This window comes from Kibdelosporangium banguiense, assembly GCF_017876405.1.
Classification (GTDB): domain Bacteria; phylum Actinomycetota; class Actinomycetes; order Mycobacteriales; family Pseudonocardiaceae; genus Kibdelosporangium; species Kibdelosporangium banguiense.
On the sequence record NZ_JAGINW010000001.1, the window covers coordinates 440,209 to 457,683 of the forward strand.

Annotated in this window: 24 protein-coding genes; 14 read left to right on the forward strand and 10 right to left on the reverse strand. The window is 65.7% G+C overall.

The annotated features are described in order from the left end of the window. Positions 1-26: 26 nt before the first annotated feature. Positions 27-377 (forward strand): hypothetical protein, encoded by a 351-nt coding sequence (locus JOF56_RS01985; protein ID WP_209633784.1) that lies wholly within the window; start codon positions 27-29, stop codon positions 375-377. A gap of 51 nt (positions 378-428) precedes the next feature. Here JOF56_RS01985 and JOF56_RS01990 read toward each other — a convergent pair whose 3' ends face one another. After that, entirely contained in the window at positions 429-1,313 is an 885-nt protein-coding gene (locus JOF56_RS01990; protein ID WP_209633786.1) for an SRPBCC domain-containing protein, read from the reverse strand. A 256-nt stretch (positions 1,314-1,569) separates the two neighbouring features. On the opposite strand from JOF56_RS01990, the gene JOF56_RS01995 reads away from it, so the two are divergent. Beyond that, on the forward strand, positions 1,570-2,793 hold the full coding sequence (locus JOF56_RS01995; RefSeq protein WP_443667616.1) for an IS110 family RNA-guided transposase: 1,224 nt from the start codon (positions 1,570-1,572) through the stop codon (positions 2,791-2,793). 3 nt (positions 2,794-2,796) lie between these two features. Here JOF56_RS01995 and JOF56_RS02000 read toward each other — a convergent pair whose 3' ends face one another. Further along, positions 2,797-3,354: a winged helix-turn-helix domain-containing protein gene (locus tag JOF56_RS02000; protein WP_209633788.1), complete on the reverse strand. Its 558-nt coding sequence runs from the start codon at positions 3,352-3,354 to the stop codon at positions 2,797-2,799. 106 nt (positions 3,355-3,460) lie between these two features. Here JOF56_RS02000 and JOF56_RS02005 point away from each other — a divergent pair, with 106 nt between their 5' ends. After that, on the forward strand, positions 3,461-3,811 hold the full coding sequence (locus JOF56_RS02005) for a hypothetical protein (RefSeq protein WP_209633790.1): 351 nt from the start codon (positions 3,461-3,463) through the stop codon (positions 3,809-3,811). A gap of 12 nt (positions 3,812-3,823) precedes the next feature. On the opposite strand, the gene JOF56_RS02010 is transcribed toward JOF56_RS02005, so the two are convergent. Next, positions 3,824-4,621 carry a thioesterase family protein gene (locus JOF56_RS02010; protein WP_209633791.1) on the reverse strand — a complete coding sequence of 266 codons (798 nt, stop codon included), beginning with the start codon at positions 4,619-4,621 and terminating at the stop codon, positions 3,824-3,826. Between the two features lie 71 nt (positions 4,622-4,692). Between JOF56_RS02010 and hypF the strand changes: the two genes are divergently transcribed. Next, the gene (hypF, locus tag JOF56_RS02015; RefSeq protein ID WP_209633794.1) at positions 4,693-6,894 is read left to right on the forward strand and encodes a carbamoyltransferase HypF; all 2,202 of its coding nucleotides are present in this window, start codon (positions 4,693-4,695) and stop codon (positions 6,892-6,894) included. Between the two features lie 4 nt (positions 6,895-6,898). Here the strand turns inward: hypF and JOF56_RS02020 are convergent, their stop codons facing one another. The 7 genes from JOF56_RS02020 to JOF56_RS02045 are packed head-to-tail and all read right to left on the reverse strand — an operon-like array spanning position 6,899 to position 11,933. Then, complete coding sequence (locus JOF56_RS02020; protein ID WP_209633796.1) at positions 6,899-7,144, reverse strand: hypothetical protein; 246 nt, start codon at positions 7,142-7,144, stop codon at positions 6,899-6,901. 1 nt (position 7,145) lies between these two features. Then, positions 7,146-7,250: a DUF6893 family small protein gene (locus JOF56_RS60645; RefSeq protein WP_372447817.1), complete on the reverse strand. Its 105-nt coding sequence runs from the start codon at positions 7,248-7,250 to the stop codon at positions 7,146-7,148. Then, positions 7,251-7,898 (reverse strand): DUF6084 family protein, encoded by a 648-nt coding sequence (locus tag JOF56_RS02025; protein WP_209633798.1) that lies wholly within the window; start codon positions 7,896-7,898, stop codon positions 7,251-7,253. 1 nt (position 7,899) lies between these two features. Beyond that, entirely contained in the window at positions 7,900-8,523 is a 624-nt protein-coding gene (locus tag JOF56_RS02030) for a DUF5947 family protein (protein ID WP_209633800.1), read from the reverse strand. Further along, positions 8,520-9,083, reverse strand: coding sequence for a NifU family protein (locus tag JOF56_RS02035; RefSeq protein ID WP_209633802.1), 564 nt, complete (start codon positions 9,081-9,083; stop codon positions 8,520-8,522). The genes JOF56_RS02030 and JOF56_RS02035 overlap by 4 nt, the downstream gene beginning before the upstream one ends. A 3-nt stretch (positions 9,084-9,086) precedes the next feature. Beyond that, on the reverse strand, positions 9,087-10,880 hold the full coding sequence (locus JOF56_RS02040; protein ID WP_209633804.1) for a nickel-dependent hydrogenase large subunit: 1,794 nt from the start codon (positions 10,878-10,880) through the stop codon (positions 9,087-9,089). 9 nt (positions 10,881-10,889) lie between these two features. Further along, on the reverse strand, positions 10,890-11,933 hold the full coding sequence (locus JOF56_RS02045; RefSeq protein WP_245378118.1) for an NADH-quinone oxidoreductase subunit B family protein: 1,044 nt from the start codon (positions 11,931-11,933) through the stop codon (positions 10,890-10,892). A gap of 164 nt (positions 11,934-12,097) precedes the next feature. Here JOF56_RS02045 and JOF56_RS02050 point away from each other — a divergent pair, with 164 nt between their 5' ends. The 10 genes from JOF56_RS02050 to JOF56_RS02095 all read left to right on the forward strand — a co-directional run bounded on the left by JOF56_RS02050 (position 12,098) and on the right by JOF56_RS02095 (position 17,468). Beyond that, the gene (locus JOF56_RS02050; protein ID WP_307854881.1) at positions 12,098-12,556 is read left to right on the forward strand and encodes a helix-turn-helix domain-containing protein; all 459 of its coding nucleotides are present in this window, start codon (positions 12,098-12,100) and stop codon (positions 12,554-12,556) included. A gap of 28 nt (positions 12,557-12,584) precedes the next feature. Further along, complete coding sequence (locus JOF56_RS02055; protein ID WP_209633810.1) at positions 12,585-13,130, forward strand: YceI family protein; 546 nt, start codon at positions 12,585-12,587, stop codon at positions 13,128-13,130. Then, positions 13,127-13,402 (forward strand): muconolactone Delta-isomerase family protein, encoded by a 276-nt coding sequence (locus tag JOF56_RS02060; protein ID WP_209633812.1) that lies wholly within the window; start codon positions 13,127-13,129, stop codon positions 13,400-13,402. Before JOF56_RS02055 ends, JOF56_RS02060 begins: the two co-directional genes overlap by 4 nt. A gap of 76 nt (positions 13,403-13,478) precedes the next feature. Further along, a complete protein-coding gene (locus JOF56_RS02065; RefSeq protein WP_209633814.1) occupies positions 13,479-13,901 on the forward strand; it encodes a helix-turn-helix domain-containing protein in 423 nt (140 codons plus the stop codon). A gap of 76 nt (positions 13,902-13,977) precedes the next feature. Continuing rightward, complete coding sequence (locus JOF56_RS02070) at positions 13,978-14,583, forward strand: D-sedoheptulose-7-phosphate isomerase (RefSeq protein WP_209633816.1); 606 nt, start codon at positions 13,978-13,980, stop codon at positions 14,581-14,583. Next, on the forward strand, positions 14,576-14,788 hold the full coding sequence (locus JOF56_RS02075; protein ID WP_209633817.1) for a HypC/HybG/HupF family hydrogenase formation chaperone: 213 nt from the start codon (positions 14,576-14,578) through the stop codon (positions 14,786-14,788). Before JOF56_RS02070 ends, JOF56_RS02075 begins: the two co-directional genes overlap by 8 nt. 50 nt (positions 14,789-14,838) lie before the next feature. Next, positions 14,839-15,447, forward strand: a complete 609-nt coding sequence (locus JOF56_RS02080; protein WP_209647953.1) for a D-sedoheptulose-7-phosphate isomerase — start codon at positions 14,839-14,841, stop codon at positions 15,445-15,447. Further along, entirely contained in the window at positions 15,440-16,723 is a 1,284-nt protein-coding gene (locus tag JOF56_RS02085; RefSeq protein ID WP_209633819.1) for a hypothetical protein, read from the forward strand. Before JOF56_RS02080 ends, JOF56_RS02085 begins: the two co-directional genes overlap by 8 nt. Next, complete coding sequence (locus JOF56_RS02090) at positions 16,720-17,223, forward strand: hydrogenase maturation protease (protein WP_209633821.1); 504 nt, start codon at positions 16,720-16,722, stop codon at positions 17,221-17,223. The genes JOF56_RS02085 and JOF56_RS02090 overlap by 4 nt, the downstream gene beginning before the upstream one ends. After that, positions 17,196-17,468: a HypC/HybG/HupF family hydrogenase formation chaperone gene (locus JOF56_RS02095; RefSeq protein WP_209633823.1), complete on the forward strand. Its 273-nt coding sequence runs from the start codon at positions 17,196-17,198 to the stop codon at positions 17,466-17,468. Before JOF56_RS02090 ends, JOF56_RS02095 begins: the two co-directional genes overlap by 28 nt. Positions 17,469-17,475: the final 7 nt, after the last annotated feature.

Consider the following 17,475-nt stretch of genomic DNA (forward strand, 5'->3'; position numbering starts at 1 on the left):
CTGTCAGTGCTAGTACTGGAGTCCCCGTGACCATCCGTGACCGTGTTGTTCCCGTCGGGCAGACTTTGCGGGTTCATGTCCTCTCCAGCGCCATCAAGAACCCCGGCAAACTCCGTGTCTACGGATACGTGTGGGGTCCCACCCAGAGCGATCACCAGGATCTGCTGACCAGCTGGACCTGGGAACAGGGGTGGTTGCTCAGCAAGGTGTTCCACGACGAGCATCCCGGCTTCGGGCCGGGGATGTCGGCCCTGCTGGAAGCCGTGGCCACCACGGACGTGCACGCGGTGGTCGTGCCGTTCCAGGACCGCTACGCCAGGGCGATCGCCCGCCGGATCGAGAAGTCCGGCTCGTCCTGCCTGGTCGTGCCACGTTAGGGCTTGTCCCTGGTGTGGCTGCCCGCCTGACCGGCCGATGCCCCCGGCCGGTCAGGCCTCCTGCTTCTCGATCCGCAGCAGGTCGTGATCCAGGCCGTCCACATGCACCTGGGTCCACATCGGTCGCCAGCCCGTGACTTCGTGCATCCGGCACAGCTCGACGAATCCGGCCAGCCAGCCGGCCCACGAGCCGTAGCCGCGTTCGCCGTTGGCCATGAACCCGCTCTGCACGAACGTCAACCGGGTCTTGCCCTGGCTGCCTGCGAGTTCCCACGTGTTGACGATCCCGTCGGGCCACTTGATGGCCAGCTCACGACCAGGTTCCAGCGTGATGATCTCCGCTGGCGCGGAGTCCGCCTCGAAGCCGCCCATCGCCCAGCGCCCGCCGGCGTGGTGGTCCATCTGGATCTTGGCGCCGAACCATCGGGCCAGCGCGTCCTCGTCGGTCAGCGAGTGGAAGACCGCTTGCGGCGAGTCCTCGATCACCAGCTCCTGACGCAGGTCAGTGGCGGTGTAGTCGACCCGGCAGGCGATCTCGCGGCCTTCGGCGTAGTCGACGAGGTTGGCCACGGCCAGCGCCCAGAAGGTGTGCATCAGCGCCAACGGGTGATCCTGCGCGAGCATGTCCGCCATGCTGGGCAGGTTTGTCTGCCGCACGGTGACCGACGCCGTCCCCGCCTGCTCGGTCACCTCGATCTCGACCGTGGTGTCCAGCCATTCGAATCGCAGCAGGTGGTCGTCGGCGTGCAACAGCCGTTGCCGCGGCTCGGTGCCTTCGATCGTGTAGCGGCCCCAGAACTGGTATTGCTCCGGCAAGTGCACGTCGACGTGTTCTGCGAACCAGACGTGCAATGCCTGGGGATCGGTCAGTGCATTCCATACGGTGTCAGCTGTGGCGGCTATCCGCGCCGCTCGCAGCTGCATCGGCTCGGTCATCGGGAGTTCCTAATCAGTTCTGGGAGTTGCCATCCGGCAGACTCCTGGTGGTAGCCGCCGGCAGGTGAGCACTTTGTGCTCCTGGACGTATGAGTCCTGACGAAAGATCGTGCCCCTGCCGGATGGCCGAGAGAGTTGATCGCTGATGGGATGTCGTGCCTGCTGCTGGTTGGCGTGAGCACTGCTTGATTAGGTCGCTGATGGTTCTCTCGCAGGCTGCACCGGGTGATCGACAGTGTGGAGACGGGAGAGCTTGTTGAGGTTGTTCGTAGGTGATGACTGGGCTGAGGATCATCACGATGTGGAGGTGATGGACAGTTCCGGCCGCCGGCTGGCCAAAGCCCGGCTGCCCGAGGGCGTGGCGGGAATGGCCCGGCTGCACACCATCCTGGGCGGGCTGGCCGGAGACGAGGCCGACGAGGTCGAGGTGCTGGTGGGCATCGAGACCGACCGCGGCCCCTGGGTGCGGGCGCTGGTGGCCGCCGGATACACCGTGCTGGCGGTCAACCCGCTGCAGGCGGCCAGGTTTCGTGACCGGCTCGGGGTCTCCGGAGCCAAAAGCGACCCGGGGGACGCACACGTGCTGGCCGACATGGTCCGCACCCACGCCCACGAGCTGCGGCCGATCGCCGGGGACACCGCGCAGGGCGAGGCCGTCAAAGTCGTGACCCGCACCCACAAAACCCTGATCTGGGAACGGACCCGGCACACCCAGCGTCTGCGTCACGCGTTGCGCGACTATTTCCCGGCCGCGCTGGTCGCGTTCACCGACTTGGACGCCGCCGACACCCTGCAGTTGCTGGCCAAGGCCCCGACCCCGGCGCAGGCCGCCCGGCTGACCACCGCGCAGATCAGCGCCGCGCTCACACGCGCCCGCCGCAAGAACATCGCCGACAAAGCAGCCGCGATCCAGGCCGCGCTGCGCGCTGAGCACCTCGGCCAGCCCGAGGTCGTCACCGCCGCCTACGCCGCCTCCGTCCAGGCACTGATCGCGGTCCTGACCGTACTCAACACCCAGATCAACGCCATGCAAGGGCAGGTCGAGGCCTATTTTGGCCAGCACCCGGCCGTTGAGATCATCACCTCCCAGCCCGGCCTGGGACAGGTGCTCGGCGCCCGGGTGCTCGCAGAGTTCGGCGACGACCCGCACCGCTACACCACCGCCAAAGCCCGCAAGAACTACGCCGGCACCTCCCCGATCACCCGCGCGTCCGGCAAAAAGAAGGTCGCCCTGGCCCGCTTCATCCACAACGACCGGCTCATCGACGCTCTCATGACCCAAGCCTTCAGCGCACTGAGACACTCTCCCGGCGCCCGCGCCTACTACGACCGGCAACGAGCCCGTGGCTGCGAGCACAACGCCGCCCTGCGCCAACTCGCCAACCGACTCGTCGGCATCCTCCACGGCTGCCTCAAAACCGGCACCCTCTACGACGAAACAACCGCCTGGTCTCATCACATCGAGTCGCTTGCCGCTTGACATCTACGCTCCTGGGATGTCTTTCGGGTAACACGCCACAGCGAGCTTGAAGGCATCACCTTCGGCACCGCCATAGCGGGTGAAGAGGTCCTGCAACGCGGTCCTGAGGTCGGCGATGAAATCCGCGCGGCGCTCCGGCGGGACCCGGATCTCGCCCGACACCCCGATCGACGGCAGCTCGGGCCGGGTCCGGTCCAGCGCGGCGACGTCCGCCTGTACCTCCTCCATCAGGTCGAGCAGGTAGCCGAGGCTCAGCTCGTCGGTGTGCCTGCGCAGCCCGATGCGACCGACAACACCCGGCGAGAACCAGTACGAGCGGGCGCTCGCCTGGTAGACGCCTTCGTTGATGCCACGCACCCTGCGCTCGCTCACCTGCGTCACCAGACCGGCTTCCACCAGGCGTTTCACGTGGTAGTAGACCCGCTGCGGGGTCTGGTCCAGCACTTTGGCCACCTCGGTGCACGACCTGGGCTCCGCCAGTTGCCGCAGGACGTCGATGCGCTGCGGCTTGAGCAGGGTCTCGGCCTGCTCGACCTGGTCCAAGAAGATCACGTCTCTCATCGCAAAAATGAGTTTGTACGTACAAATCTATTTTGTCAATAGACCGTGAACAGCCCTGCGACAAGGATGGCGAGAGGTCGCAGTTTCCAGCCCAAGGGGACATCGAATGCCTGAGCCGGTCCTGGTCGCCATCTCCGCCGCACTCGCCGGCAAGGCGGTCACATCGTTCTACGACTTCGTCCGCAACAAGATCAGCGGACGCCGTCAGGCCGTGGCCGCGCTGGAGGCGGCCGACGGCAAGGCCAAGGAGTCGCCCGAGGTCCAGGCGCTGGCGGGCGAACTGGCCACCATCGTGGCCGAGGACCCCGAGTTCGGCACCGAGCTGCGGGAACGCTGGGCTTCCGTGCAGAACGTCGACCACAGCACCAACACGACCATCAACTCCGTGTCAGGCACCGCCTCGGGCCCCGTCATCCAGACTCAGACCATCACCGGCGGCATCAACATCGGCCGCTAGACCAGGGAAGAATCAGCCCCGGGGAAGGCGGACGGCAGCGAACTGGGTGGCCTGTGCGACGAGCCGCCCGCTGCTGTCCCATGCGAACGCGGTCTCGTCCATGCGGTCACCACCGAGCTCGTTGGCGTGCATCCGCACAGCGACTGAGCCCGGCATGGGCAGCCTGCGGATGTAGGCGGACATCTGCAGGGTCGGCGCCCAGCCCGGCACACCGAGGTCGAAGCTCACCGGCGGGGCCGGGTCCAGTGCCACGAGCAGGCTCAACGGATCCCAGTCGGAGCCGTCGGCCAGTCGCTGCCAGGTCGCGATGGCACCTTGCCTGGACGGCTGGGCGACGGTGAAGCCGACCACCGCCGGATCGATCCGGTTGTCGACCACCTCCATCAGCGGCACCTTGAAGCCCGGCGCCTCGACCGGCACACGCAGGCAGTCCTCCTCGCGCGGCAGTGGCGCGTGCGCAGGGCCGGTCCACCACGCGTCGTCCTCGGTCAGCGTTCCCTGCGTGACCAGGGACTCCACACAGACCACGCCGTTCTGCGTCAACCGGCTGCGCAGCTGGGTCATGCTGCGGCCCGCCTTGAGCGCCTCGACCTGCAGCGTCGCCGGACCCGGTTCAGGCGCGGCCGGGAAGCTCGCACTGATCGCCGTCAGGTGCGGGTGGCCGGCCAGCTCGGCGGCGGCACGGGCAACGACTGCGAGCAGGTAGCCGCCGTGAAGTTTCGTGCCGATGCTCCACTGAGCGTCCAGCGCGATCGTGAACTCCCCCGGCCCGGCCGCGTGGATGGCCGTGGCCTCTTTGAAGTTGCCCATGACCTACCTTGACACCGACAACTTGTCAGCGTCAAGTTACCACCTCTTGCCCCACGGAGGAGACTGTGGGGATGACCCGGCAGATCCGGCGGGATGTGCGTGTCGAAGGCGTGGTGCAGGGCGTCGGCTTCCGGCCGTTCGTCTACTCGCTTGCCACCGGTCTCGGCCTGGCCGGACGGGTCGGCAACGACGTCGACGGCGTGTTCGTGGAGATCGAGGGCCCCGGTCCGCAGGTGGACGCGTTCCTGGTCGCCCTGCGCCGCGACGCGCCGCCACTGGCCGAGATCGAACGGATCACAGTGGCGACGGCCGAGGTCAGCGGCACCGCCGGATTCACGATCGCACCCAGCGAGGCGGGCGGAGTTCGCCGGACCCTGGTCTCCGCGGACACCGCGACCTGCGCTGACTGCTTACGGGAACTACATGATCCCAGCGACCGGCGATTCGGGTACGCGTTCATCAACTGCACCAACTGCGGCCCCCGGTTCACGATCATCCAGGACGTCCCCTACGACCGTCCATTCACGACAATGGCCGGGTTCGAGATGTGCGCCGCGTGCGCCGAGGAGTACCACGACCCCGGCAATCGCCGGTTCCACGCACAGCCGACCTGTTGTCCCGCATGCGGTCCACAGCTGAGCCTGGTGCCGCGAAACGGCGATCCGATCACCGGCTGCGCCGAGTTGCTCCTAGCCGGGAAGATCGTGGCGATCAAAGGTCTCGGCGGCTACCACCTGTCCGCACTGGCCACCGACGAGACCGCGACAGCCGAGTTGAGACGGCGTAAACACCGTGAGGACAAGCCTTTCGCGGTGATGGTGTCCAGTGTGGATGAGGCTCGCCGACTGTGCGAGGTGGACGATCCCGCGTTGCTCACCCAGCGGGCCCGGCCGATTGTCCTGCTGCCCAAGCGAACCGAGCTAGCGGCCGCCGTCGCACCCGGCAACCGCCATCTCGGGATCATGCTCGCGTACACCCCGCTGCATCACCTGCTGCTCGAAGCCGTGGCCGCACCGATCGTGCTCACGAGCGGGAACGTCTCCGACGAACCGATCGCCTACGAGGACGACGACGCCTTCGACCGATTGGCAGGCATCGCGGACGCGTTCCTGACCCACGACCGGGCGATCCACATCCGTACCGACGACTCCGTGATCCGGCCGTCGGGTGTGGTCCGGCGGTCCCGTGGGTTCGCGCCAGAGCCAGTGAGCCTGCCCTGGCGTGCCGACCGTTCGGTGCTGGCGTGCGGGGCCGAGCTGAAGAACACGTTCTGCCTGTTGAAAGAGCAGCACGCGTTCGTGTCGCACCACATCGGGGATCTGGAGAACTACGAGACACTCCGGTCGTTCACCAGCGGGATCGAGCACTTCTCCCGGCTGTTCGACATCCGGCCGCAAGTGGTCGCCCATGACCTGCATCCGGAGTATCTCTCGACCAAGTACGCGCTGGAGCTCATCGGCGTGGATCTGATCGGCGTCCAGCACCACCACGCGCATATCGTTTCCTGCCTGGCGGACAACGGGATTGACACAACTGTCATCGGAGTCGCCTTCGACGGCCTGGGTTACGGGACCGACGGCACGATCTGGGGCGGTGAGTTCCTGCTCGCCGACCGGACTTCGTTCCAGCGCATCGGGCATCTGGCACCGATTCCGATGCCCGGCGGGACAGCGGCGATCAAACAGCCCTGGCGAATGGCAGCCGCCTACCTGGATGCCGCGTACTCCGGCAATCCGCCGGAGAGGCTCATGGGCCCGGACTCACAACAGATGATCTCGTTGGCCCGCAGCGGAATAAACTCGCCACTCACGTCAAGTGCGGGGCGGCTGTTCGACGCGGCGGCGGCACTGGTCGGCGTCCGGGACACGGTGAACTACGAAGGACAGGCCGCGATCGAGTTCGAACAGCTCGCAGACCCGGGAGAACAAGGGGCCTATCAGGCTGCGATTCTCGACGGCGTGGTGTCCGGTGTGGACATCATCCGGTCAGTGGCCGAGGATTTGCTCGCCGATGTTCCACCCGCGGTGATCGCAGGAAGGTTCCACAACTCCGTCGCCAGAATTATCGCCGAGTCGTGTGCACGAGCACGTGACGAGCACGACGTGTCGACGGTGGCCTTGTCCGGCGGGGTGTTCCAGAACATGCTGCTACGCGACCGCGCGGTAGACCTGCTGACACGCAAGGGTTTCCGGGTTCTGACGCATTCCAGGGTACCCACCAACGATGGCGGCATCAGTCTCGGTCAGGCCGTAATCGCCGCCACCGTCAAATGAGTTCTCAGGCTGCCTGTTGTTCCTGCTGCGCGGCGATCCGGTCGAAGACACCGCTCAGTACTTTCCCGGCACCGCCGTTCATCAGCTGACGGGCGGCCTTGCCGGCCATCGACACCCCGACAGAGACCGCCTGACGGACTTCTGGGGAGGTGCTGACAGCGTTCCATGAGTCACGCAGCTTCGCCAGGCCGTCACGGCCCTGTTGCGTGCCCACCACGAATCCGATCGCGAACCCGATCACGGTCTCCATGTCACATCTCGCGGATCTCGAGGTATCGCTTGATGTCCGGCAGTGACTGGACGACAGCGGCCACCAGCATGGCGATCGCGACTGCCTTGACCATTCGAATGACCATTTACTCCTCCTTCACGTCCTCTCCTGCCCGTTTCAGCAGCTCGGTAAGAGCGCTTTCCCATGTGGGCAAGGCGTTGCGGGTCTTGAACCGGCGCAGATCGTCCATGGTCTCCCGGTGCACCAGAAGCCAGGCCGCGTTCGGGAAGTGCACGTCGATCGTCTCCCGCCACACCTTCGCCGGCAGCGGATACGACGTCTCCTTGTGCCACGGCACTTGTTGCACCTGGAGTTTGCCGTCCGTCGTGCCGAACACCGTGCCACTGAACAGCAACAGCATCGGGACAACGCCGTCCTGCAGACCGTGAAAGTACTTTGTGGACGCTATCTCCAGGTCGTAGGTCACCGGCAGCGGGAGATCGACCGTGGTGCTCCCGGAGAAGCCCGGCACCATCAGCGACAGGTTGGCCAGCTGCAACGGCTTCAACGTGTCCGCCCAGCGGGCCGTCTCGCCGAACAGGTCGTTGAGATTCTCCGCCTCTTGCGCCGAATAGCGCCTGCGGTTCGGCTCGATCCTGATCTGGCAGCGCAACGCGATCGCTTCCACGCGCTGGCCCTCGGTCTCGGTGATACGCAGTTCCAACGTCATCGAGGGCGATGCGGAATACCGCTCGACGCGCGCGCCGACGCAGTCGAAGACCAGATCAGTCACGTCACGCCTCCAGTCCGAACGGCTTCGCCTTGGACCGGATATCGGCGAAGAAGGCGTCTATCCGCTCCCGCGCCTCCTCGCCGCCGTCAAATCCCTTCCAGTACAGCCGGACCGTGCCGACCAGTTGATAACACGCGTCGATCGGGACCAAGTAGCACTCCACATCAGACTCGACCTGGCGGATCAGGATCGCCTCCACTTCCGGCCGGGCTTGGCCCAGCATCGGGTGTGCCCGCGTGAGCCCGCTCCACACATCCAGGTCCAGCAGGCACTCGGTGGCCCCGGCCGGGCTCGGGTAGAACACTCCGAGCCCGGAATCGCCGCGCAGAAAGAAAGCCGTACTGATCGGCAGGCCGAGGCCCTGCCATTCCTGCGGTGTCAGGCCTGGTCCGACGAGATACCGGTCAGGCACAGCACGGTATCTTCCGTTGTCGCCCTTGACGAACAGCAGATAGCAAGGGCGGCAGGCGCACATCAGGGACCTGTGCTCGACGTCGACCACATGCCCGTGCTCGGGTGCGACCTGCGCCGTGCACATCTCACAGCGCTCAACCTGTTGCTGAACCGCAACGGGTTCAGCCGCAGCAGGCTGAGCGCCGACGAATCTCCGCAGACGGGACGTCACGACACCTCTGCCTTGGTAGCGGGACACACGACTCCTGGTGCGTGCCAGTCCGGCGGCGGGCCCATCCGTACCTGCAACAGGCCCGGCTCATCAGAAACCGCACCGGCCACCTCGATGCCGTTGAGATCCGGCGCCGCCTGCCTGATCGCGGTCTCGATGGCCGTCTTGACGGTCAACGTGGACGACGGGCATCCCTCGCAGCTTCCTTCCAGCCGAAGCTGAGCGATGCCTTCGTCGTCCACACCGAGGAACTCCACACCGCCGGCGTGCGAACCGAGAAACGGCCGCACGCCGTCCAGTGCCTGCTGGATCCGGGTGTCCACGTCGACCGGATGCAGATCGTGCAGCAAGAACAGACTCTCCACCAGGTCGTCCTTGACGAGCCTGGCCATCAGGTCCTTCTCGTCGGAGATCATCCCGGCGATCCTGGTCAGCCCTTCGCCATACATCTGCACGAGCAGACGGACCAGTTCCTCGGCGATCTCCTTGTCCTTGCCGGGCCGCAACGACTCGAGCAGATGCTCGATCTGATCACCGACACCTTGCGGGTTGGTCGCCATGGCTTACTCGTACTCGCCGTTGAAGGCGTGCGGTGTGTGCAGCTTCTTGAGCACCTTTCCGGTTCCGAGGGACATGTGCACACCGCAGGGCAGACACGGGTCGAAGCTGCGCACAGCCCGCATGATGTCGATGCCTTTGAAGTTCTCCGGGGTGTTCTCCTCGAAGATCGGGGTGTTCTGCACCGCGTCCTCGTACGGCCCTGGTGTTCCGTAGACATCGCGGACGCTGCCGTTCCACGGCGTCGGCGGGTACGGGTGATAGTTGGCGATCTTGCCGCCACGGATCACCATGTGGTGCGACAGCACACCGCGGACCGCCTCGGTGAAGCCACAACTGACCGACTCGTCAGGAACCTTGAACTGCTCCCAGGTCTTGGTGTTGCCACCACGGATCTCACTGAGTGCTTGCTGACAGAAGTGCAATGCCAGTGCAGCCGAGTACGCCTGGAAGTACGTCCGCGCACGGTTGCGCTCGAGCGCGTTGCTCCATTGCGGGATCTTCCACTCGAAGGTCACTTCCGGCTTGGTGGCCGTGCGCGGCAGGTTGATCAGTACACTGTGGCCGGTCGCCTTGACGTTCGGCGTGTCCACCAGGCCGGCCAGCGCGGTCGTCCACAGGCGCGCGATCGGGCCGCCACCGGTGTCCAGCGGCAGGTAATCCTTGCCGTCGAACCAGCGCGGCGACATCGTCCACGAGTACTTGTCGTCGAAGTCGCGCTTGGCCGGCCGCGGGATGGTGTGCTGGTTCCACGGGTGCCTGCGGTCCACCTGGTTGCCCAGCGGGTCGCGGGTCACGAACATCTCCTGGTCTTCCCAGTCCTCGTAGAACGAGTGCCCCAACAGGATCCGGATGCCCAGGTTGATGTCCACGAGGCTGGTGGTCACGAGTTTGCCGTCGACGACCACACCGGGCGTGACGAACATCTTGCGGCCCCACGCCTGCATGTTCTCGTAGGTGAAGTCGCAGTACTCCGGGTTGTTGAGACTGCCCCAGCAGCCCAGCAGGATGCGGCGCTGGCCGACCTTCTCGTAGCCGGGCAGGGCCTCGTAGAAGAAGTCGAAGAGGTCGTCGTGCATCGGCACGACCCGCTTCATGAACTCCACGTACCGCATCAGCCTGGTCAGGTAGTCGGTGAACAGCTGGACGGTCGCGACCGTGCCGACACCGCCGGGGTACAAAGTGGACGGATGGACGTGCCTGCCTTCCATCAGGCAGAACATCTCCCGGGTGTACCGGCTGACGTGCAGTGCCTCGCGGTAGAACTCGCCTTCCAGCGGGTTGAGCGACCGCATGATGTCGCCGATCGTCCGGAAACCGTGCTCGCCCGCGTGCGGGGCCTCGGTGCGGTTGGCCAGTTCCAGCACACCGGGATTGGTCTCGGCGACCATCTTCTCGCAGTAGTCGACGCCGACCAGGTTCTCCTGGAAGATGTTGTGGTCGAACATGTACTCGGCGGCCTCACCGAGGTTGATGATCCACTCGCCGAGGTGCGGCGGGCGCACGCCGTAGGCCATGTTCTGGTTGTAGACCGAGCACGTCGCGTGGTTGTCACCGCAGATCCCGCAGATCCGGCTGGTGATGAAGTGCGCGTCGCGCGGGTCCTTGCCCTTCATGAAGATGCTGTAGCCACGGAAGATCGACGAGGTGCTGTGGCACTCCACGACTTCCTTCGCCTTGAAGTCGATCTTCGTGTAGATGCCCAGGCTGCCCACGATCCTGGTGACCGGGTCCCACGCCATCTCGGTGAGTTCGCGGCCTTCGGTCGGATCGGTCTCCTGGCGTTTGGTGCTGGTCATGGCTTCCTCTCACCAGGTGCTTTTGTATCCGGTCAGCAATTGCTGCCCCTTCTGGCGCCACTTGGGCTCCTCGTCCACCGTTTTCATCGTGAAGTTGCGCAGCGCGCGGATGACCGTGCCGTACATGCTGCTGGCCGCGGCGGAAACCCTTGCGCCGAGCGGCTCGTCCATGAACGGCATGAACTTGTCCGGGAATCCCGGCATGGTGCAGGCGATGCAGATGCCGCCGACGTTGGGACAGCCGCCGACACCGTTGATCCAGCCGCGCTTGGGCACGTTGCACTTGACCACCGGCCCCCAGCAGCCGAGTTTGACCAGGCACTTCTGCGAACCGTACTCCTTGGCGAACTCACCTTGCTCGTAGTAGCCGGCGCGGTCGCAGCCCTCGTGCACGGTCGCCGCGAACAGCCACTGTGGACGCAACGCCTCGTCCAACGGGATCATCGGTGCCTGGCCTGCCGCCTGGAAGAGCAGGTACAGGATCGTCTCGGAGAGATTGTCCGGGTGCGTCGGGCAGCCGGGTACGCACACGATGGGGATACCTGCCTTGGACTGCCAGTCCCAGCCCAGGTAGTCGGGCACGCCCATCGCACCGGTCGGGTTGCCGGCCATCGCGTGGATGCCACCGTACGTCGCGCACGTGCCCACCGCGAGAATCGCCAACGCCTTGGGCGCCAACCGGTCCAGCCACTCGTTGGTGGTCATCGGTTGGCCGGTCTCCGGGTTGTTGCCGAACCCGCACCAGTAGCCCTCGTCCTTGATCTCCTCGTTGGGGATCGAACCCTCCACCACCAGGACGAACGGATCGAGCTCGTCGCGGTCGGCCTTGTGCCACCACTCGATGAACGTGTCCGCGCCCTGTTCCGGGCCGCACTCGAAGTCGATCAGCGGCCAGTGCACCGCGACCTTCGGCAGTCCGGGCAGCGCGCCGAGTACGATCTCCTCGATGCTCGGCTGGGTCGCGGCGGTCAGTGCGACCGAATCGCCATCACATCCCAATCCACCGTTCATCCACAGGATATGGACCACAGGTTCTTCCGCGTCGCCGCTCATCATGAGCTCCAGAAATGCGTCCGGGGAGAAATTCCAGCTGACCGGACAAACGTTAGCCCTGGCCGGGTGCGGCAGCAAGACATAGTCTTACCTCAGCTTGAAAGGGGTTGATGCACTTGACCGAGCCCATCCGACCGACGGTTGAGGTGCTCCCCCTCGTTGTCGTGTCCAAAACATTTCCCGCCCGGCCGTCGTCGATTCCAGAAATCCAGGAATTCGTCCGCGGCAGTTTGAACGAGTCACCGCTGACCGAAGAAGGCAACCGCGAAGTCACGCAAACGGTGTTTCGCGCGCTGCTGGACGCGGCCGGCCCGGTGGGCACGATTCAGATCTCGTTCCGGATCTTTCCCGAGCATGTCGAGATCGACGTCCTGCACTCGCATTCGGGCCTGCCAAGGGACCCGACCACCGACGGCAACGGCCAGCGCACCGCTGACAGCAACAATTTCGCCGAATGGATGACCGAGGTCCTGCGCCGCGAAGGCCTGACGCCGCAGGACGTCGCCAAGCAACTGGGCGTCTCGGTACGCACGGTGAGCAGGTGGGTCGGCGGCGAGACCGAGCCCAGGATGCGTGACCTGCGCAGGCTGCAGGAACGGTTCGGGGACCTGCCTCTGGCGTGACGAGTGCCGGGAGTCCTACCGTGCGTACATGTCGACAAGTGTGCGTATCGGACCGGAGCACGGCCGGCTGCTGCTCCGCACCGGGCGGCAAGGCGTTGCCGCACAGGCAGGTCACGACCTGACGATCGAGATGACCCGATGGTCGGGTGAATTGGTGCTCGCCGACGTGCTCACTGAGAGCACGCTCCATGTGACTGTCGAGACAGGCTCGTTGCGGGTGCTGGAAGGCACCGGCGGGCTCAAGCCACTGTCCGAACGGGACAAACGAGAGATCGGGCTGACCGCGCGCCGGCTGCTGGACACCGACCGGCAGCCGCAGGCGACGTTCACCTCCACCAAGGTCACCGGAAACGACGAAAGCGGTGCCGTGGACGGCACACTGACCGTGCGCGGACAGGACCGCCCATTCCATCTGACTGTCCACCATCCGAGTGAAAAAATCTTTCGTGCGACCGGGACGGTCAACCAGTCGGAATACGGGATCCGGCCCTACACCGCGATGCTCGGCGCGCTGAAGCTGACTGATTCGGTGACTGTCGAAGCTGAGGTCGAACTGGCCGGGATCCAGCGGTGAAGTTCCTCGTGCTGTGGCGGATGGAACTGTCGCTGCTGTCGGCCGAGATGGCCGCGGCGGTGGCCCGGATGCCCAAGTACGCAGGCCCTTTGGAACAGAGCGGCAAGGTCATCGCGCGTTATCACCTCGTCGGCCAGCACGGTGGTGCGTGGATCTACGAAGTGGCGTCCAATGAGGAACTCGAGCGGCTGCTCGCGATGTCACCGGTGTACAACTTCGCGCGTTACAAGATTCATCCGCTTGCCGAGATGCCGGATCCGTTGAATCCATGATTCTTTCCCGCGGTGTTTGACGCGGGCGCTCCACGAGCGGACACTTGTGTCGCTCCCCGGCGGACAGAGGTGTCCGGTGACTGTTTCGAACACGACCTCGAAGGTGACGGCCACACACATGAACCCCGCGCGCGAACGCCATTGGGTGTGTGCGCAACGGATACGTGAACGCAGGCTGGCACTGGGGCTGACCCAGCGCGAGGTCGTGGCCCGGCTCGGACGGCGTGGCAACTCGACCACCAACCGCGGGCTGAGCTCGATGGAGAACGGCCGCGGCCTGGATCTGGGCCTGCTGCCGGAGCTCGCGGAAGCCTTGCACTGCACAGTCACCTATCTGCTGGGCCTGACCGCCAACCCGGCGGCCTGGGATCCCGCGGATACCAAGGGCGTCGACGCGACAACCGTACGGCAACTACCCGCACCGCGAGAGGTATCGATCCAGGGGTCCGGGATCCTGGGCCCTGACGTGCCCGCCACATGGGCACGCAAGAGGCAGTAGAAAAGTCAGTCCCACCACAACACTGACTGCTCTCCCACCACAGAGCTGGCCCGACGACACCAGAGGAAGTGTGGACGTGACAAGGGTGTCACCGTCCGGGCGGGTCGGCGATCTCGTGCGACGCCGGACCGCGCCGTTGAACGACCTCGCCGATCACGCGACCGACGTGGCAAGGACCTGTCATGCGATGGCCGTACGGTTTCATCGCGGGGGCAAGCTGGTCGTCTTCGGCAACGGCGGTCCGAGCACCGACGCACAGCACGTCGCCGTGGAGTTCGTACACCCGGTGATCGTGGGAAAGCGCGCGCTGCCAGCCATTTCGCTGACCTCCGACGTGGCGACGCTGACCGCCGTGGCCAACCGGGCCGGGCTGTCGGAGACATTCGCCCACCAGGTCAGATTCCTGGCCGAGCCCACGGACATCGCACTGGGCCTGTCCGCCGACGGCCAGTGCGAGAACGTGCTGCGCGGCCTGGAAGCCGCGCGTGACATGGGAATGCTGCGGGTGGCGCTGGTCGGCGGGGACGGCGGGCAGATCGCCGCGAGCAAGGTGGCCGACCACGTGCTCATCGCGGCGTCCACCGATCCCCGTGTGATCAAAGAGGTGCACGTGACGATGTACCACATCCTGTGGGAGCTGGTGCACGTCTTCTTCGAACAACCCGGAGTCCTCGATGTCTGAGCCGTGTCACGGCGACGTCTGTATCACCTGCTCCGACACGGCGGTCCAGGTGACCGTGGTTCGTTTGCTGGACGACGAACTGGCGATCGTCCAGACGGCCGCGGGCCAGGAGGAAGTCAGTGTGGCGCTGGTGCGGGCCCAGGTCGGCGATACCGTCCTGGTACACGCCGGTGAGGCGATCGCGCTGGTAGGTGACCGGTCGTGAACCACGACATCGAGTCGCTGTACCCGTTCCTGTACGCGGATACATCCAACATGGACGCTGTACTGGAACTCGTCCGGCAGTCCACAGTGGACAAGGCCAGGGAGATCATCGACTTGCGGGCCAGCGTGCTGGAACGTGACGCCGACCGGCTGCTGGAGTGCGCCGGCAAGATGGCCGAACGGTTCGCCGACGGAGGCCGGCTGATGGCCTTCGGCAACGGCGGCAGCTCGACTGATGCCCAGGATCTGGCGAGCCTGTTCCTCAGCCCGGCGGGCGACGCGCGCCCGTTGCCCGCCTTCGGGCTGACCAACGACATCGCGGTGATCACCGCACTGTGCAACGACGTCGGCTTCGACGTGGTGTTCGCCCGGCAGATCGCCGCGTTCGGCCGGGCCAAGGACATCGCGGTGGGCCTGTCCACCAGCGGGGACTCCACGAACCTGCTGCGCGCCTTCGACGAGGCCGCCCGCCGGGGCATGTTCACCGTGGGCATCGCCGGCTACAACGGCGGCAGGATGTCCGAACTGGACAGTATCGACTACCTGTTCGTTGTTCCCTCACCGTCAGTGCACCGGATCCAGGAAGCACAGACCACGATGTACCACGCCCTCTGGGAGCTGACCGTCGAATTGCTCGCCGAGAGACCAAGTCATGACTGATCAGGCCCGGGCGATCGCGGACGCTGTCCTCTACGAGGGGTATCTGCTGTATCCCTACCGGGCCTCCGCCGCCAAGAACAAGGTCCGCTGGCAGTGGGGCGTGCTGATGCCGCTCGCATTCGCCTCGGGTGGCACCGGCGAGCGTTTCCAGGCACAGAGCGAACTCCTCGCCGAACCCGCCGACGATGCCGCGGTGCATGTGCGTCTGCGCTTCCTGCAGCTGCAGGCCCGTGTCGTGCAGATCGCCGAGGGCGACGGATTCCGGGACGTGCCGTCGGTCATGATCGGCGACACCGAGTTCACCACCTGGGACGAAGCCGTCGAGCGCGAGGTGGATGCGGTCGTCCCGGTGGCCGATCTGGCTGCCGGAGCGACCGTTCCGTTCACGATCGACGCGGGCGAGGACATCGAGCCGCTCGACGGCGGCCGGCTCGTCCGCAAACGCTTTCCCTTGAACGGCAAGATCGTCCTGAAGGCGATGCCGCTACCCGGGCCGTTCGGCGGCACCAAGATCACCGTCAAAGTCGTCAACACATCCGACGAGGTCGACGACACGCGGCCGGAGGCGTTACGGCACGCGATGATCGCGGCACACCTGCTGCTGTCGATCACCGATGGGCACTTCCTGTCGCAGCTCGACCCGCCGGAGTGGGCCTCGGTGGCGACGAACGAGTGCGTCAACGACGGCATATGGCCGGTGCTCGTCGGCGGGAACGACACAGTGTTGTGTTCGCCGATCATCCTCTACGACCAGCCCGAGATCGCGCCGGAAAGCGCCGGGAACCTGTTCGACGGCACCGAGATCGACGAGATCCTGACGTTGCGCACGATGACGTTGACCGACGAGGAGAAGCGCGAGGCCCGCGCGACCGACGAGCGCGCGGCCGAGGTGATCGACCGTGTCGACCACTTGCCTGCAGAGCTCGTCGAACGTCTGCACGGCACACTCCGGTACGTCAAAGCCACGACCGAGCCCAGCACTCCGTGGTGGGATCCCGGCGCCGACGAATCGGTGTCACCGGAGACCGACAGCGTCACGGTCGCCGGAGTCGCCGTGACCAAAGGTTCACGGGTAGTACTGCGGCCGGGCCGCAAACGTGCTGACGCGCATGACATGTTCCTCGCCGGGCGAGTGGCTGTCGTCGAAGCGGTGCTGACGGACGTCGACGACGGCTGCCACCTGGCAGTGACACTCAAGGACGACCCCGGTGCCGAGCTGTACGCGGCGCACGGCCGGTACCGGTATTTCACGCCGGACGAGGTGGAACCGTTATGAGTTTCCAGGCACTGATCGCGGGTGTCGGCAACATCTTCCTTGGCGACGACGGGTTCGGCGTCGAAGTCGCCCGCAAGCTGTGCGAGCAGGACATGCCGGAGTGGGTCCGGGTAGCCGACTACGGCATCCGCGGCATGCACCTGGCCCACGACCTGGCCAACACCGGGTACGACCTGACGATCATCGTGGACGCGGTGTCCCTGCACGACCCGCCCGGCACCATCTCGGTGATCGAGCTGGACACCTCTGGCGACCCGGATGCTGGTCTGCTCGACGGGCACGGCATGGAACCTGACGCGGTGATGCGGATCGTCAGCCTGCTGGGCGGACGGCACGGACGCGTCCTGCTGGTCGGGTGCGAGCCCGGTTCGCTGGCCGAGCACATGGGGCTGAGCCCGGCGGTGGCCGCCGCCGTCAGCCCGGCCACCGACACGGTACGGGCCCTGATCACCAAGCAGGAGAAGGAGCTGACATGTGCCTTGGCATCCCCGGAGAGGTGATCGAGATCATCGCCGACCGGCCCGATCTGGCCAAAGTGGACGTCATCGGGGTGAAGCGGGCGATCAACATCGGGCTGCTGGCCGAGGAGGAGGTCGGCCCCGGCGACTGGGTGCTGATCCATGTCGGCTTCGCGCTGTCGAAGATCGACGAGGCGGAGGCCAGGGCCGCGATGGAGTTCCTGGAGAGCATCGGCAAGGCCTACGAGGACGAGATGGCCGCACTACGGGATTCCCAGATCATCTAAGGGGTGT

Bases quoted from the DNA above. Each gene is read 5' to 3' on its own strand.
- JOF56_RS01990 (WP_209633786.1), bottom strand. From the start codon at position 1,313: ATGACCGAGCCGATGCAGCTGCGAGCGGCGCGGATAGCCGCCACAGCT.
- JOF56_RS02000 (WP_209633788.1), bottom strand. From the start codon at position 3,354: ATGAGAGACGTGATCTTCTTGGACCAGGTCGAGCAGGCCGAGACCCTG.
- JOF56_RS02005 (WP_209633790.1), top strand. From the start codon at position 3,461: ATGCCTGAGCCGGTCCTGGTCGCCATCTCCGCCGCACTCGCCGGCAAG.
- JOF56_RS02010 (WP_209633791.1), bottom strand. From the start codon at position 4,621: ATGGGCAACTTCAAAGAGGCCACGGCCATCCACGCGGCCGGGCCGGGG.
- hypF (WP_209633794.1), top strand. From the start codon at position 4,693: ATGACCCGGCAGATCCGGCGGGATGTGCGTGTCGAAGGCGTGGTGCAG.
- JOF56_RS02020 (WP_209633796.1), bottom strand. From the start codon at position 7,144: ATGGAGACCGTGATCGGGTTCGCGATCGGATTCGTGGTGGGCACGCAA.
- JOF56_RS60645 (WP_372447817.1), bottom strand. From the start codon at position 7,250: ATGGTCATTCGAATGGTCAAGGCAGTCGCGATCGCCATGCTGGTGGCC.
- JOF56_RS02035 (WP_209633802.1), bottom strand. From the start codon at position 9,083: ATGGCGACCAACCCGCAAGGTGTCGGTGATCAGATCGAGCATCTGCTC.
- JOF56_RS02040 (WP_209633804.1), bottom strand. From the start codon at position 10,880: ATGACCAGCACCAAACGCCAGGAGACCGATCCGACCGAAGGCCGCGAA.
- JOF56_RS02045 (WP_245378118.1), bottom strand. From the start codon at position 11,933: ATGAGCGGCGACGCGGAAGAACCTGTGGTCCATATCCTGTGGATGAAC.
- JOF56_RS02055 (WP_209633810.1), top strand. From the start codon at position 12,585: ATGTCGACAAGTGTGCGTATCGGACCGGAGCACGGCCGGCTGCTGCTC.
- JOF56_RS02075 (WP_209633817.1), top strand. From the start codon at position 14,576: ATGTCTGAGCCGTGTCACGGCGACGTCTGTATCACCTGCTCCGACACG.
- JOF56_RS02080 (WP_209647953.1), top strand. From the start codon at position 14,839: ATGGACGCTGTACTGGAACTCGTCCGGCAGTCCACAGTGGACAAGGCC.
- JOF56_RS02085 (WP_209633819.1), top strand. From the start codon at position 15,440: ATGACTGATCAGGCCCGGGCGATCGCGGACGCTGTCCTCTACGAGGGG.
- JOF56_RS02090 (WP_209633821.1), top strand. From the start codon at position 16,720: ATGAGTTTCCAGGCACTGATCGCGGGTGTCGGCAACATCTTCCTTGGC.
- JOF56_RS02095 (WP_209633823.1), top strand. From the start codon at position 17,196: ATGTGCCTTGGCATCCCCGGAGAGGTGATCGAGATCATCGCCGACCGG.